The organism is Streptomyces sp. NBC_01476, from assembly GCF_036227265.1.
Lineage (GTDB): Bacteria > Actinomycetota > Actinomycetes > Streptomycetales > Streptomycetaceae > Actinacidiphila.
Map to the genome: position 1 here is coordinate 5,162,374 of NZ_CP109446.1, position 15,640 is coordinate 5,178,013.

A 15,640-nucleotide genomic window follows, 5' to 3' on the forward strand; every position below is an offset into this window, starting at 1 on the left:
CCTCGCGTTGGCCGATTATTAGTACGCCGAACCCAACTGCTTCCTACGCTCGTGGTGTGCCCCGAAGTAACTCCGGCCCCATGAGGGTCACCGTGATCGCCGACTCGGACACCCGGTGGAAGTGGGGCGCGCTGACCGCGCGCCGCATCGACCCCGATGCCCGGCTCGACGCTCGCCTGCTGCGCGGCCGGGCCACCCCCACCCCCCGCCAGCTCTCCGAACTGGGCATCCCCGCCGACTCGATGGTCGAGGCGACCGCCGCCGAGATCCTGGCGGGCACCAATGCCGACAGCTGCGACGTGGTGGTCATCTCCTGTGTCGGCGGCACCGTGCAGGCACTGCTGCACGGCCTCAACCGGGCCTGGGAGGGGCACGCCTCACGCCCGGTCGTGGTCACCGGCTACGTCGGCGTTGTCTACGAAAAACTGGCCGACGGACTGCTGCTGCGGGCCGGCGCCGACGTGGTGCTGGCGAACAGCGCGGACGACGCCCGCCGCTTCCGCGAGGTGTACGAGGGTGTGGGACATCCCACAGACGCCATCGTGGAGACGGCGCTGCCGTTCCTCGGCGGCGAGCCCTACCGGCCGGACGGCACCCGCCGGTTCACGGTCACCTTCGCCGTGCAGCCGTCGGTCCCCGAGAGCCGCAAGGACCGTCTGCACGTGCTGCGCCGGACCGTGGAGCACGCCCGCCGGCACCCCGAGCGCGACGTCCTGGTCAAGCTCAGGAGCAAGCCGGGCGAGCACACCACGCACATCGAGGAGCAGCCCTACCAGAAGCTGGTTGCCTCCCTGGATCCGCCGCAGAACCTGCAGCTGGTCTACGGGAACATGGGTGAAGTGCTGGACCGCACCGACCTGTTGGTGACGGTCAGCTCCACCGCGGCACTGGAGTCGCTGCACCGGCGGATCCCCACCGCGATCCTCACCGACATGGGCATCCGCGAGTCGCTGGGCAACCACCACTTCCTCGGCTCGGGCTGCTTCGCGTCGTGGGACGAACTCGACGACGGCCACCTGCCGGAGGCCGACCGGGCGTGGACCGCCGCGCACGGCGTCGGCGGCGGCGATCCGTACGCCGCGCTGCGGGCCCGGGTGGGCGCGCTGCTCGAAGCTCCGGAACTGCCCCGTCTTTCCCCCTACTACACATTGCGCACCGCTCCCGGGTATCTTCCCGGTGTCCTTGCCCGGCACGGCCTGGACCCCAAGGGCGAGCCGATCGGCGGCTTCGCACCGCGCGAGCCGGGCCCGGTCCGCAAGGCCGTCCACGACATGGTGCGCAACTCCGCGAGGACTGCGTACCGGCAGGGCGTCCAGCGGGTCGCGCCGGTGATCCGCCGCTGGGGACAGCTGTGAGAAACGACACGTCTTCGGGCGCCGGGCGGATGGCTGCGGCACGCTCAGCGGACGCGGTCGACGCGTTTGCCGGCGTCCCTTGCACTGCCGAAGACCAGGCACCGCCGGAGCCGCCGGTGCCCGTTATGACAGGAGTCACCCCATGACCAGCGAACCGGCCGCGCCCGCCCCGCGCGTACTGGCCGTCATCCCCGCCCGCGGCGGGTCCAAGGGCGTCCCCGGCAAGAACCTCGCGGCCGTCGGCGGTATTCCGCTGGTGGCCCGGGCGGTGCTCGCCTGCACCTGTTCCCGCCGGGTCAGCGACGTGGTGGTCTCCACCGACGACCCGTCGATAGCCGAGGTCGCCCGGACCGCCGGCGCCCAGGTGGTGCTGCGGCCGGTCGCCATCGCCGGCGACACCGCGACCAGCGAGGCCGCGGTGCTGCACGCCATGGACGCGTACGAGGAGAAGGCCGGCGCCGCCACCGACGTGGTGATCCTGGTGCAGTGCACCAGCCCGTTCATCACCAGCGAGGAGATCGACGGCGTGGTGGCCGCGGTCACCGACGGCGGCGCCGACACCGCGCACACCGTCGCGCCCTTCCACGGCTTCGTGTGGCGTGAGTCCGACGCGGTGAGCGGCGGTACGATCACCGGGTCCGGCGAGGCGCCGGCCGGGACGTCCACCGAAGCCGCAACCGACGGCGGTGCCTTCGGCGTCAACCACGACAAGGCCACCCGGCCCCGCCGCCAGGACCGCCCCCAGGATCTGCTGGAGACCGGAGCCGCGTACGCGATGCGCGCCGCCGGCTTCCGGACCGCCGGCCACCGCTTCTTCGGCCGTACCGCCCTCGTCCGTACCGACCCCGCCCGGGTGCTGGAGATCGACGAACCCGCCGATCTCGAACGCGCCCGCGCACTGGCCCCGCTGCTCGACCCGCGCGCGGCCACCCCGACCCGCGACGACATCGACGCGGTCGTCATCGACTTCGACGGCACCCAGACCGACGACCGGGTGCTGATCGATGCGGAGGGCAACGAGACCGTCTCCGTGCACCGCGGCGACGGACTCGGGATCGCGGCCCTGCGCCGTGCGGGCCTGCCCGTACTGATCCTGTCCACCGAGACCAATCCGGTCGTCGCCGCCCGGGCCCGCAAGCTCCAGGTCCCGGTACTGCACGGCATCGACCGCAAGGACCTCGCGCTCAAGCAGTGGTGCGAGGAGAACGGCATCGCGCCGGAGCGGGTGCTCTACGCCGGCAACGACGTCAACGACCTGGGCTGCTTCGGCCTGGTCGGCTGGCCCGTCGCCGTCGCCGGAGCGCACGACGTGGTACGGGCCGCCGCCCGTGCTGTCACCACCGCCCACGGCGGTTATGGGGCGATCCGTGAGATCGCCGCATGGCTGCTCGGTCCCACTCTCGCTCGCTGATCGCTGAACGCTGACGGCGTTTCACGAAGTCCAGAACCCCCTGAATACCTAAGGAACACCCCCGTGGCCTCTATCCCGGCAACTCTCCCCGCCAACCTCCGCGCCGTCGGCTCCCGCCACATCGGCAACGGTCAGCCTGTCTACGTGACCGGCGAGATCGGCATCAACCACAACGGCGACCTGGAGAACGCGTTCGCCCTGATCGACGCGGCCGTGGCCGCGGGCTGCGACGCGGTCAAGTTCCAGAAGCGCACCCCGGAGATCTGCACCCCCCGCGACCAGTGGGAGATCGAGCGCGACACCCCCTGGGGCCGGATGACGTACATCGACTACCGCCACCGCGTGGAGTTCGACGAGGACGGCTACCGCGCCATCGACGAGTACTGCCGCAAGCGCGGCATCGACTGGTTCGCCTCCCCGTGGGACGTCCCGTCGGTCGAGTTCCTGGAGAAGTTCGACATCCCGGCGCACAAGGTCGCCTCCGCCTGCCTCACCGACGACGACCTGCTGCGTGCCATGCGCGCCACCGGCCGTACCGTCATCCTCTCCACCGGCATGTCGACGCCGAAGCAGATCCGGCACGCGGTCGAGGTGCTCGGCAGCGACAACATCGTGCTCTGCCACGCCACGTCGACCTACCCGGCGAAGAACGAAGAGCTCAACCTGCGGATGATCAACACCCTGCAGTCCGAGTACCCGAACGTGCCGGTCGGCTACTCCGGTCACGAGGTCGGCCTGCAGACCACGCTCGCCGCGGTCGCGCTCGGCGCGGTCTTCGTGGAGCGCCACATCACCCTCGACCGCGCGATGTGGGGCTCCGACCAGGCCGCGTCCGTCGAGTCGCAGGGCCTTGACCGGCTGGTCCGCGACATCCGCATCATCGAGGCGGCGCTCGGTGACGGCGTCAAGAAGGTCTACGAGGGCGAGCTGGGCCCGATGAAGAAGCTGCGCCGCGTCAGCGGTGTGGTCGCCGACGCGGAGGCCGCGGCCGCCGCCAACGCCAACGCCGAGGGCGCGTCGGTCTGATCCGCCATGGGCGGTGGGGATCGCGGGACCGGTGCTCCGGATGACGGGCCGGGTCCTTCCGGTCACCGGGCCGGACCACCGCAGGACGTCGCCGGATTCCGGACGGAACTCCGGACGGCACAAGCACAAGGGACGAGGACGAGGCAATGAAAGCAAGACTCGCGCTCGGCAAGGGTCGGTCATCGGCGGCGGGCTCCGGCCCGGTCGCCCTGGTCGAATCCCCCGTACAGCTGCTGAACGTCCTGGAGTGGGCGCATGTGCGCCCGCCGGTGATACCCCCGATCCCCGCCGCCCGTGAGGGCCGTACCGAGGACGCCAAGGCCACCAAGGCCGTCAAGGATGCCAAAAGCGCCAAGGACGCCAAGGACGCCAAGGACGCCGCCCGGGCGGCGCAGCCGCTCACCGTGGTGGTGCTCTCCCCGGCCGACCCGATAAGCCGTGGCCAGCTGCGCCGGATGGCCGAACTCGCCCGCGACGAGGGCGTGATCGTCCGCTGGTACGAGGCCCGCGGCGGTGAGGGCCGCCGCAACGGCCTGCTGCACACCGCCGTCACCCTGGCGCCGCTGCTGCTGCGGGTGCGCCGGCTGGTGATCGGCGACCCGTTCTCCCGGCTGGTGCAGGTGCTGCTGCCGCTGTGCCGCGCCAAGGAGCTGACCGTGGTGGACGACGGCACCGCCACCATGGAGTTCACCGAAATCCTGGCCCGTGGCGGCCGGCTGGTGCGCTGGCACCGCAGCGGGCACCGCAGGTCGCCGGCGGACGCCGCGTTCGGCCTGTTCGCCTCGGCGGCGCGGCGCCGGCTCACCCCCGGCAAGCGGCGCAGCATCGAGCTCTTCAGCGCGATGCCGGCCAGCCCGCCGCCCGGGATGGCACTGCGCACCAACCGCTTCGCCTGGACCCGCAGCCGGTTCGGGCCGCCGCACGTCCTGGACGGCACCGACCTGATCGGCACCTCGCTGGTCGAGACCGGGGTGGTGGACCCCGCGCAGTACCTGGCCGTGGTCCGCTCGCTGGCCGAACAGCACGGTGCCAAGCGGTACTTCGCGCACCGCCGGGAGGCCGTGGACAAGCTGCACCTGCTCGCCACCGAGACGGGTCTGGAGATCGTCCGTCCGGACCTGCCGCTGGAGCTGGTGGCCCGGCGCGGGCCGATCGGCCGGACCGTCCTGTCCTTCCCGTCCACGGTGGTGCACACGCTGCCGCTGGCGCTGGCCGGGACCGAAGTGCGGCTGGTGGTGGTGGACATCGACCAGGAGTGGCTGACCGCGCAGGCGTCACCGCGGGCGCAGTCCTTCCTGAGCGGGATCACGCACACCGCACGGGATCTGCACGGGCTGCCCGCGGCGGATTCACCGAGTCCGGCGTAGGGGCCCCACGAATCTCGTTCGCCCGCAGGCAAGGCGGACTTCATCCCTGGATCATGTGTATGGGGTTGGGTGCGGGGATGGCGGGGAGTTTACGCGGATCGGTGCGCGTGGCAGTCGTTTCGGGCGGTGGTCTGGACGGCGACTCACGTGCGCTCAGGGTGGCCCGCGCCGCGACGGCGGCCGGCTACCGGGTGACGCTGATCGGCCGGGCGCCCGCCACGGTCGCCCTGCCGGGCGTCGAGGTGCGGCAGGTGACCGTCCGCGATGTGCTGCGCACCCACCGGGAGGTGCGGCCGCGGCCCGGGCTGCGGTGGCCGCTGGCGTACCGGAGTTCGGCCGCCTACGACCACCGCACCACCCAACTGGCGGCCCGGCGCGCGCTGCTGACCACCCGCAGTGCCGAACTGGCCGTCGTCCACCGGCCCTTGCCGCTGCTCGTGGCCGCCCGCGCCGGACACGCGCTGGCCTGGCTGCGGCACGGCATCCGGTTCGGCTGGACCAGGACCCGGGCGGCCCAGTACCGGGCCGCGGTACGCCGCCGCAGGCGCCCGGACGGGCGGTTGGACAACCTCACCACCGAGGTGGCCCGGCTGCTGCTGGGCCGCCGGGCCTGGCGGCGGCTCGACCCGGGCCTGCTGGACGAGGAGATCGCGTACGGGCCGGTGCTCGACGCGGTCCGCCCGCACCTCATCCACGCGCTCGGCCACCGCGCGCTGGCACCGGCCGTCCGGGCCGCGCTGCGGGCCGAGGCGGCCGGGCACCGGATCGAAGTGGTCTGGGACGCGCCGCCCCGGGTCCCCGGGCAGACCCGCAGGGACACGGTCGCCGCCGACGCGCTGCTGCGGACCTTCGCCCGCGAGGCCGACGGCGTGGTCACCGTCGGCCACCGCCTCGCCGGCGAACTCACCCTGCACCACGGCCTGTCGACCACCCCCGCGGTGGTCCGCAACGCCCCGCCGCTGGTCCCGGCCGGCCGGGACCACCCGCACGGCGTCCGCGACCGCTGCCGGCTCGGCGCCGAGATCCCGCTCCTGGTCCACACCGGGCCGGTCACCCCGGACCGCGGCCCGGCCACCGTCATCGAGGCGCTCCCCAAGCTCTACGACCTGCACGCCGCCTTCGTCGTCCCCGACCCGGACGCCGAGGAGCTGACCGCCCTGCGCGAGCGCGCCGCCCAACTGGGCGTGCACGCACGGCTGCACGTCCTGCCGTACGTACCGGTCGAGGAGATCCCGTCCTTCCTGGCCTCGGCCGACATCGGGGTCCTGCCGGTCCACCAACTCCCGCACCACCAGGCCGTGCTGGCGTCCCGCTACCTCGAATACGCGCACGCCCGGCTGCCGGTGGTGGTCAGCGACGTGCGCGCGATGGCCGCGGCCACCCTCGAACTCGGCAACGGCGAAGTCTTCCGGGCCCGTGACACCGCCGACTTCGTCCGCGCGGTGGGCGCGGTCCTCACCAACCCGCGGCGCTACCGCAAGGCGTACGACCGCGTCGATGTGCTGCGCCAGTGGTCCTGGGAGACGGAGTCCACGCCCCTGCTGGACCTGTACGCGCGGCTGCTGGGACCGCGCCGGTAGCCGGTGGCGCCGCCCGCGCCCCGGGACCGGCCCGCCACAGGTAGCCGACCGGCGGCAGGACGTCGTCCGGAAGTGGCGCCGGCGTTCCCGGCGGGGAAGCGGACAGGTGTAACACAGGGGTCCTAAGGTGGGCGTCCCCGGCGGCGTTGCCTGGCAGGGCGGTGCGTCGTTGGGGGTGACATCGGGTAGTGGGCCCGGGCCCCAAAAGGGTGGGCATGCCCCTGAGGATGATCCGGTATGCGCCGAACAGGCGGCTTCTTCTCCTCGTGCAGCACCACATTTTTCCCGAGCATGGAAGAGGAGCCCGGTCGTGAGGCATACGCTGACTGAGGTGAACGACGACTCACCCATGGACGCCCCCGCCGCGCGGGCCGGCGTGCTCTCGCAGGATCTGCGCGCCGAGCTGATCGCCTTCCGGCGTGACCTGCACCGCCACCCCGAGCTGGCGCGGCAGGAGGTCAGGACCACCGAGAAGGTACGGGCCCGGCTGGAGCAGGCCGGCCTCGCCCCGAAGGTGCTGCCGAACGGCACCGGCGTGGTCTGCGACATCGGCCCGGACGACCCGGCCCGCAAGCGGCTGGCGCTCCGCGCCGACCTGGACGCGCTGCCGGTGCCGGACATGAAGAAGGACGCCCCGTACCGCTCCACCGTGGACGGCCGCTCCCACGCCTGCGGCCACGACGTGCACACCAGCATCCTGCTCGGCGCCGGCCTGGTGCTGGCCGGCCTGAACGAGCAGGGCCGGCTGACACGTCCGGTCCGCCTGGTCTTCCAGGCCGCGGAGGAGATCATGCCGGGCGGCGCGCTCGACGCCATCAAGGCCGGGGTCCTCAACGGGGTGGAGCGTATCTTCGCCGTGCACTGCGACCCCAAGGTGACCGTCGGCCGGATCGGCCTGCGGCAGGGCCCCATCACCTCAGCCGCCGACCGGCTCAAGCTCGTCCTGGACGGCCCCGGCGGCCACAGCGCCCGCCCGCACCTGACCACCGACCTGGTGATGGCCGCCGCCAAGCTCGCCACCGAGCTGCCCGCCGCCCTCAACCGCCGGGTCGACCCGCGCGCCGGCCTGAGCATCGTGTGGGGCCGTATCGAGGCCGGCCACGCCGCCAACGTTATCCCGCAGCACGCCGAGATCGAGGGCACCGTCCGCTGCCTCGACACCACCGCCTGGCGCGACGCCCCCGACCTGGTCCACGAGGTGATCGACCAGATCGCGGCGATCTACCGGGCCAAGTGCGAGATCACCTACCAGCGAGGGGTGCCGCCGGTGGACAACGAGGCGGCCTCGGTGGAGCTGCTGCGGGAGGCGATGACCGCGCGGTTCGGCGCGCAGGCCATCGAGGACACCGAGCAGAGCCTGGGCGGTGAGGACTTCTCCTGGTACCTGGAGCAGGTCCCCGGCGCCCTGGCCCGGCTCGGGGTGCGGGCGGTCGGCGACACCGCGCCGCACGATCTGCACCAAGGGGACTTCGACGTGGACGAGGGTGCCATCGCGGTGGGCGTCGAGCTCTTCACCGCGGTGGCGCTCCTGTCCTGAGGACCGCCGGGAGCGCGGTTCCGGCCGCCCGGAACGGGCCGCGAACTGCGCTCCTGACAACGGGTGAAGTATCCATTACGGGGGCTTCACCTGGCGGAAATGCGTCGATCCGATAACGGGTCTTCATTCGGTCTTTACCTGACATCTACGCGCGTTAAGCTCCGGCTTAGCCAGCGCCGGACGGGGCGCTTTTAACTGAAGGGGACCCTCTTGCGCCGGGTATCCAAGATCGCTGCCGCGGGTGTGGTTTCCGCGGCCCTCGCGCTGACCGCGACCGCGTGTGGCAGCAGTTCCACCTCGGACAGTGGCAAGAACAAGGGCGTCGGGATGGCCTACGACGTCGGCGGTCGTGGCGACCACTCCTTCAACGACTCCGCCGCCCGCGGTATGGACAAGGCCGACAAAGAGTTCAAGCTCGGCACCAAGGAGCTGACCGCCAGCAACGGCGAGACGGAGTCCGACCGCGAGCAGCGGCTCGACTCGCTGGCCGCGGCCGGCTACAACCCCGTCGTCGCGGTGGGCTTCACCTACGGCGAGGCGGTCACCGCCATCGCCAAGAAGTACCCCAAGACCACCTTCGGTCTGGTCGACTCCGTGGTGGACGCCCCGAACGTCGACAGCATGGTGTTCGCCACCGAGCAGAGCTCGTACCTCGCCGGTGTCGCCGCGGCCCTGAAGACCAAGACCGACAAGGTCGGCTTCATCGGCGGTGTGCACAACACCCTGATCGGCACCTTCGACGCCGGCTTCGCGCAGGGCGTCAAGGACACCAAGCCGTCGGTCACGGTCACCCGGCAGTACCTCTACGAGACCGACACCAAGGGCTTCGCCGACCCGACGTCGGCCCAGGGCAAGGCCCAGGGCATGCTCGACAGCGGCATCGACGTCATCTACACCGCAGCCGGCCTGTCCGGTGACGGTTCGATCCAGGCGGTGGCGGGCAAGCCCGGCGCCTGGGCGATCGGTGTCGACTCCGACCAGTACCAGGACACGGCACTGGCCAAGTACAAGAACAGCATCCTCACCTCGGCGATCAAGAACGTCGACGTGGCGGTGTACGACCTGATCAGTTCCGTGCACGACGGCAAGCCGAAGACCGGCACCAACTCCTACGACCTGGCCAACGGCGGTGTTTCGCTGGCGACCTCGGGCGGATTCATCACCGATATCCAGTCGCAGCTGGACGCGGCCAAGCAGAAGATCATCTCCAAGTCGATCACGGTCAGCTCCACTCCGTGACCTCGATCGTCTGAGAGATACGTGACCATGAGGCTCGGCGGGGGTTGCGGAAGCGCCCCCGCCGGGCCTCGTTCCCTGTCCGGCAGCTGTGAACGCCGGAACCGGATCGCCGCGTGCCCCCACCGGACCCCCAGCCGGAAGATCAAGCTACGCGCGTAGCTTCATCTTCACGCGATACGTTCGCCCCCACCGCCTGCCCGAGCCTTTCCCGCGAGGAGAGTGCGCCATCAACGCGTCCAAGAGTCCACCCACGCCGTCCGTCGAACTGCGCGGGATCACCAAGCGCTTCCCCGGCGTCGTCGCCAACCACGACATCGACATCACCGTGCGAGCCGGCACCGTGCACGCCCTCGTGGGCGAGAACGGCGCCGGCAAGTCCACGCTGATGAAGATCCTCTACGGCATGCAGAAGCCGGACGAGGGCACCATCGCCATCAACGGCGAGCAGGTCAGCTTCGGCGACCCCGGCGACGCGATCGCCCGCGGGATCGGCATGGTGCACCAGCACTTCATGCTCGCCGACAACCTCACCGTGCTGGAGAACGTCGTCCTCGGCAGCGAGAAGCTGTTCGGGATCGGCGGCCGGGCGCGGAACAAGATCCGCGAGATCTCCGACGCGTACGGGCTCGGGGTGAAGCCGGACGCGCTGGTCGAGGATCTCGGCGTCGCCGACCGGCAGCGGGTGGAGATCCTCAAGGTGCTCTACCGCGGCGCCCGGATCCTGATCCTGGACGAGCCCACCGCGGTCCTGGTGCCGCAGGAGGTCGACGCGCTCTTCGACAACCTGCGCGGACTGAAGTCCGAGGGCCTGACCGTCATCTTCATCTCGCACAAGCTCGGCGAGGTGCTGTCGGTCGCCGACGAGATCACCGTCATCCGGCGCGGTACGACGGTCGGCGAGGTGGACCCGGCGAACACCACCACCAAGCAGCTCGCCGAGCTGATGGTCGGCAGTGAACTCCCCTCGCCGGAGACCCGGGAGTCCACGGTCACCACCGAGCCGATGCTGACCGTGGAGGGGCTGCGGCTGGCCGCGGTCGACCCGGACGGCATCGAGCGGATCGTGCTGGACGAGATCGGCTTCACCATTCACAAGGGTGAGGTGCTCGGCGTCGCAGGCGTCGAGGGCAACGGCCAGGCCGAACTCGTCGAGGCCATCATGGGCATGCGGGTGCCGGACGCCGGCGCGGTGACGCTCGACGGCCGCGACATCACGCACGCGCCCACCCGCAAGCGGCGCGAGGACGGCATCGGGTACATCCCCGAGGACCGCCACCGGCACGGCCTGCTGCTGGAGGCGCCGCTGTGGGAGAACCGCATCCTCGGCCATGTCACCGAACGCCCCAACAGCCGCGGCTTCCTGATCGAGCCGGGTGCGGCCCGCCGTGACACCGAGCGGATCGTGACCGAGTACGACGTCCGTACCCCCGGCATCGAGGTCACCGCGGCCTCGCTCTCCGGCGGCAACCAGCAGAAGCTGATCGTCGGCCGGGAGATGAGCCACCTGCCCAAGCTCCTGATAGCCGCGCACCCCACCCGGGGCGTGGATGTCGGCGCCCAGGCGCAGATCTGGGACCAGATCCGTGAGGCGCGGCGCGAAGGTCTCGCGGTGCTGCTGATCTCCGCCGACCTGGACGAGCTGATCGGCCTCTCGGACACGCTGCGGGTGATGTACCGCGGCAAGCTGGTCGCGGACGCCGACCCGGCGACGATCACCCCGGAGGAGCTGGGCTCGGCCATGACCGGCGCCGCCTCCGGACACCTGGAGGCCGACGAGAGCGCCACCGGGCAGGCCGGCGCAGAAGCCGCCGGAGCGCCACCTGAGGCACCTGAGGCACCGGAAGGGTCCGAGGGATCCGGGGGAGAGGACCGATGAAGAAGTTCGACAAGGACCGGCTGATCCTCGGGATCGCCGCACCCGTGCTGGCCGTCATCGGCGCGCTGATCGTCACCGCGCTCGTCCTGCTGGCCACCGGCAAGGAACCCTTCCACGCCTTCAACGTGATGGTGGACTACGGCAGCAAGTCCGACAGCCAGGTCTACATCCTCAACAAAGCCACCACGTACTACCTCGCCGGCCTCGCGGTCGCCGTCGGCTTCCGGATGAACCTGTTCAACATCGGCGTCGACGGCCAGTACCGCCTCGCCGCCTTCTTCGCCGCCGCCGTCGGCGGCGCGCTGTCGATCCCCGGCCCGATCCAGATCATCCTGATCATCGTCACCGCGATGGTGGTCGGCGCGCTCTGGGCCGCCATCGCCGGCGTCCTCAAAGTCACCCGGGGCGTCAGCGAGGTCATCTCCACGATCATGCTCAACTCGATCGCGGGCATCGTGATCGGGTACTTCCTGCAGGGCGGCAGACTCGGCGTGCTCGACAAGGACGCCAACATGGTGTCCACCAAGCCGCTGCCGTCCTCCAGCCACCTCTTCAACTTCTCCACCGCCACCGGCCCGGTCTACGGCTTCATCGTCTTCGCGGTGCTGGCCGGCCTCCTGTACTGGTTCGGCCTGTCCCGGACCCGCTTCGGCTTCGACCTGCGGGCCGTCGGCCGCTCCGAGCCGGCCGCCCAGGCCAGCGGGGTGAACGTCAAGCGGATGGTGATCACCAGCATGCTCATCTCCGGCGCCATGGCCGGCCTGGTCGGCATGCCCACCCTGCTCAACCAGTCGCACGACTACGGCACCGACTTCCCCACCGGCATCGGCTTCACCGGTATCGCGGTCGCCCTGCTCGGCCGGAACAACCCGATCGGCATCGGGGTCGGCGCCCTGCTCTGGGCGTTCCTGGAACGCGCCGCCAACGGGCTGGAGTTCGAGGGGTACGACAAGGAGATCGTCGGCGTCATCCAGGGCGTCATCGTGCTCGCGGTCGTCATCGCGTACGAACTGGTCCGCCGCTACGGCCTGACCCGGCAGCAACGTCAAGTGGGTGCCGAACTCGCCGCGGCCAGCGGCTCCGACGACAAGCAGGAGGTGACGGCGTGACTGCCACCGCGACCCAGACCCCGCCGCCCGCGGCGCCCCGCCTCAGCGGTGGCCGGGGCGGCCGGTTCAAGCTCACCTACCCGGTGGTCCTGCTGATCATCGCCGCCGCGCTGATCCTGGTCTCGGCGGTCCGGGCCATCACCGGCGCCGACGACGTCACCTCCGCAGGACAGGTGGCGGGCGCGCTCTCCGGCGCGGTGCCGATCGGCCTGGCCGGACTGGCCGGCCTCTGGTCGGAACGGGCCGGCGTGGTCAACATCGGCCTCGAAGGCATGATGATCCTCGGTACCTTCTTCGGCGCGTGGGCGGGCTGGCAGACCAACCCGTGGCTCGGCGTGCTGGCCGGGGTCATCGGCGGCGCGCTCGGCGGGCTGGTGCACGCGATCGTCACCGTCACCTTCGGCGTGGACCACATCATCGCCGGTGTGGCCATGAACATCCTCGCCACCGGGGTCGCCGCGTACCTCGCCAAGCGGCTCTTCAACGTCGGCGAGGCGGCGCAGAAGGGCGGTACGCCCAAGCAGTCGCCACCGATCAAGGACATCAAGCACTTCACCGTGCCCGGCCTCTCGCACTGGCTGGCCACGCTGGAGGGCCACCACTGGTTCCTCGTCTCCGACCTGGCCGGGATCATCGGCGGCCTCGTCACCAACATCTCGTCGCTGACGCTGATAGCACTGGTGCTCTTCGTCGCCACCTTCTTCATCCTGTGGCGTACGCCGTTCGGGCTGCGGCTGCGGTCCTGCGGTGAGAACCCCGTGGCGGCCGAGTCGTTGGGCGTCAATGTGTACACCTACAAGTACGTCGCGGTGATCATCTCGGGCGCGCTGGCCGGCCTCGGCGGCGTGTTCCTGGCGATCGGCACCCACTTCTATCTCGAAGGACAGACCGGCGGCCGGGGTTACATTGGTCTGGCCGCGATGATCTTCGGCAACTGGCGGCCCGGCGGACTCGCCGCGGGCGCCGGGCTCTTCGGCTACGCGGACAGCCTGCAGCTGCGCAACGGCGGCCCCTCGGTGCACGCCCTGCTGCTCCTGCTGGCGCTGCTGCTGCTGGCCATGGCGGTCTGGAAGTTCTACCGCGGGGCGAAGATCAGCTCGGTCATCGCGCTGGGCTTCGCGGTGCTCCTGTCCGTGTGGTACATGCTCACCGACTCGGTGCCGGACGAGGTCGTGCAGGCCACGCCGTACGTCGCGACGCTGCTGGTGATGGGCCTGTCCGCGCAGCGGCTGCGCATGCCGAAGGCGGACGGACTGCCGTACCGGAAGGGGCAGGGCGGATGACCGGCACCGACGCCGGAACCGGCACCGCCATCGACTGGGAGGCGCTGCGCCGGGCCGCCCGGGAGGCCATGGAGCGGGCCTATGTGCCGTACTCCAAGTTCCCGGTCGGTGCGGCGGCGATCACCGACGACGGCCGGACCGTCATCGGCTGCAACGTGGAGAACGCCTCGTACGGGGTGTCGCTCTGTGCCGAGTGCGGCCTGGTCTCGGCGCTGCACGCCTCCGGGGGCGGCCGGCTGGTCGCCTTCACCTGCTCGGACCTGCGGGGCAACGTCCTGATGCCCTGCGGGCGGTGCCGCCAGCTGCTGTGGGAGCACGGCGGCCCCGCCCTGCTGGTCGACACGGTCCGGGGGGTGCGCCCGATGAGCGAGGTCCTCCCGGACGCCTTCGGCCCCTCCGACCTGACCCGCTAGCTCGCCCGCCCCGCCGGCCCGGGCCCACCAGGTCCGGGCCGGCGGGGCCGGGGGCCGGGGCCGGGGTCGGGCCGCCGGGCCTGGTCCCGGGCGCGCGTAACTCCATTCGTTCTACTCGCTGGGAAGTTGTTGTCGTGGACGTCATTTCCGTCATCCGTACCAAGCGTGACCGCGGTCGGCTCAGCGACGAGCAGATCGACTGGGTGATCGACGCGTACACCCGGGGGACCGTCGCGGACGAGCAGATGTCGGCGCTCGCGATGGCGATCCTGCTCAACGGGATGGACCGCGCGGAGATCGCCCGCTGGACGGCGGCGATGATCGCCTCGGGGGAGCGGATGGACTTCTCCGGGCTGGCCCGGCCCACCGCCGACAAGCACTCGACCGGCGGCGTCGGCGACAAGATCACCCTGCCGCTGGCGCCGCTGGTCGCCGCCTGCGGTGCGGCCGTGCCGCAGCTGTCCGGCCGCGGCCTCGGCCACACCGGCGGCACCCTCGACAAGCTGGAGTCCATCCCCGGCTGGCGGGCCTCGCTCTCCAACGAGGAACTGCTCGCGGTGCTCGGCGACGTGGGCGCGGTGATCTGCGCCGCCGGGGACGGGCTCGCGCCCGCCGACAAGAAGCTGTACGCGCTGCGGGATGTCACCGGGACGGTGGAGGCGATCCCGCTGATCGCCTCCTCCATTATGTCCAAGAAGATCGCCGAGGGCACCGGCTCGCTGGTGCTCGACGTGAAGGTGGGCTCCGGCGCCTTTATGAAGTCCCTCGCCGACGCACGGGAGTTGGCGTCCACCATGGTCGGGCTCGGCACCGACCACGGGGTGCGGACGGTGGCCCTGCTCACCGACATGTCGGTGCCGCTCGGCCGCACCGCGGGCAACGCGCTCGAAGTGCGGGAATCCGTCGAGGTGCTGGCCGGCGGCGGACCCGCCGACGTGGTCGAACTCACCCTGGCGCTGGCCCGCGAGATGCTGGACGCGGCCGGCCTGCCGGACGCCGACCCCGCCAAGGCGCTCGCCGACGGCTCGGCGATGGACGTGTGGCGGCGGATGATCGCGGCCCAGGGCGGCGACCCGGACGCGGAACTGCCACGGGCCCGGGAGACACAGGTCGTCACCGCGGCCTCCTCAGGGGTGCTCACCGGACTGGACGCCTACGCGGTCGGGGTCGCCGCCTGGCGGCTCGGCGCCGGCCGGGCCCGCAAGGAGGACGCCGTCCAGGCCGGCGCGGGCGTCGAACTGCACGCGAAGCCCGGTGACCCGGTGACCGCCGGGCAGCCCCTGCTCACCCTGCACACCGACACCCCGGAGAAGTTCGCCTACGCGCAGGAGGCGTTGGCCGGCGCGGCCGTCATCTCCCCGGAGGGCGGGGCCATTTCACGGCCGATCGTGCTGGACCGGATCGCCTGAGCCGGCCGCCGGGCCCGGTCCGGCTGTGTGATGAT

The 15,640-nt window shown here is 71.4% G+C and carries 12 protein-coding genes; all 12 read left to right on the forward strand.

The window, feature by feature from the left end; all coding sequences use genetic code 11:
* Nucleotides 1-80 precede the first annotated feature (80 nt).
* Nucleotides 81-1,355, forward strand: coding sequence for a DUF6716 putative glycosyltransferase (locus OG552_RS22640; protein ID WP_329135738.1), 1,275 nt, complete (start codon nt 81-83; stop codon nt 1,353-1,355).
* 142 nt (nt 1,356-1,497) lie between these two features.
* Complete coding sequence (locus OG552_RS22645; RefSeq protein ID WP_329135741.1) at nt 1,498-2,766, forward strand: acylneuraminate cytidylyltransferase; 1,269 nt, start codon at nt 1,498-1,500, stop codon at nt 2,764-2,766.
* Between the two features lie 63 nt (nt 2,767-2,829).
* A complete protein-coding gene (locus tag OG552_RS22650; RefSeq protein WP_443071001.1) occupies nt 2,830-3,792 on the forward strand; it encodes an N-acetylneuraminate synthase family protein in 963 nt (320 codons plus the stop codon).
* Nucleotides 3,793-3,938: 146 nt separating this feature from the next.
* A complete protein-coding gene (locus tag OG552_RS22655; protein WP_329135742.1) occupies nt 3,939-5,159 on the forward strand; it encodes a hypothetical protein in 1,221 nt (406 codons plus the stop codon).
* A 107-nt stretch (nt 5,160-5,266) separates the two neighbouring features.
* Nucleotides 5,267-6,739: a glycosyltransferase gene (locus OG552_RS22660; protein ID WP_329135744.1), complete on the forward strand. Its 1,473-nt coding sequence runs from the start codon at nt 5,267-5,269 to the stop codon at nt 6,737-6,739.
* Between the two features lie 349 nt (nt 6,740-7,088).
* Nucleotides 7,089-8,276 carry an amidohydrolase gene (locus OG552_RS22665; protein WP_329141010.1) on the forward strand — a complete coding sequence of 396 codons (1,188 nt, stop codon included), beginning with the start codon at nt 7,089-7,091 and terminating at the stop codon, nt 8,274-8,276.
* Nucleotides 8,277-8,486: 210 nt separating this feature from the next.
* Nucleotides 8,487-9,515 carry a BMP family lipoprotein gene (locus OG552_RS22670; protein WP_329135746.1) on the forward strand — a complete coding sequence of 343 codons (1,029 nt, stop codon included), beginning with the start codon at nt 8,487-8,489 and terminating at the stop codon, nt 9,513-9,515.
* 226 nt (nt 9,516-9,741) lie between these two features.
* A complete protein-coding gene (locus tag OG552_RS22675) occupies nt 9,742-11,391 on the forward strand; it encodes an ABC transporter ATP-binding protein (protein WP_329141012.1) in 1,650 nt (549 codons plus the stop codon).
* On the forward strand, nt 11,388-12,500 hold the full coding sequence (locus tag OG552_RS22680; protein ID WP_329135748.1) for an ABC transporter permease: 1,113 nt from the start codon (nt 11,388-11,390) through the stop codon (nt 12,498-12,500). Before OG552_RS22675 ends, OG552_RS22680 begins: the two co-directional genes overlap by 4 nt.
* Entirely contained in the window at nt 12,497-13,783 is a 1,287-nt protein-coding gene (locus OG552_RS22685) for an ABC transporter permease (protein ID WP_329135750.1), read from the forward strand. Before OG552_RS22680 ends, OG552_RS22685 begins: the two co-directional genes overlap by 4 nt.
* A complete protein-coding gene (locus tag OG552_RS22690; protein WP_329135753.1) occupies nt 13,780-14,196 on the forward strand; it encodes a cytidine deaminase in 417 nt (138 codons plus the stop codon). The genes OG552_RS22685 and OG552_RS22690 overlap by 4 nt, the downstream gene beginning before the upstream one ends.
* 134 nt (nt 14,197-14,330) lie before the next feature.
* Complete coding sequence (locus tag OG552_RS22695; RefSeq protein ID WP_329135755.1) at nt 14,331-15,605, forward strand: thymidine phosphorylase; 1,275 nt, start codon at nt 14,331-14,333, stop codon at nt 15,603-15,605.
* Nucleotides 15,606-15,640 lie beyond the last annotated feature (35 nt).

What these genes read in the sequence shown, in the direction of transcription:
- OG552_RS22665 (WP_329141010.1), top strand. Translation starts at nt 7,089, where the DNA reads ATGGACGCCCCCGCCGCGCGGGCCGGCGTGCTCTCGCAGGATCTGCGC.
- OG552_RS22640 (WP_329135738.1), top strand. Translation starts at nt 81, where the DNA reads ATGAGGGTCACCGTGATCGCCGACTCGGACACCCGGTGGAAGTGGGGC.
- OG552_RS22655 (WP_329135742.1), top strand. Translation starts at nt 3,939, where the DNA reads ATGAAAGCAAGACTCGCGCTCGGCAAGGGTCGGTCATCGGCGGCGGGC.
- OG552_RS22680 (WP_329135748.1), top strand. Translation starts at nt 11,388, where the DNA reads ATGAAGAAGTTCGACAAGGACCGGCTGATCCTCGGGATCGCCGCACCC.
- OG552_RS22690 (WP_329135753.1), top strand. Translation starts at nt 13,780, where the DNA reads ATGACCGGCACCGACGCCGGAACCGGCACCGCCATCGACTGGGAGGCG.
- OG552_RS22645 (WP_329135741.1), top strand. Translation starts at nt 1,498, where the DNA reads ATGACCAGCGAACCGGCCGCGCCCGCCCCGCGCGTACTGGCCGTCATC.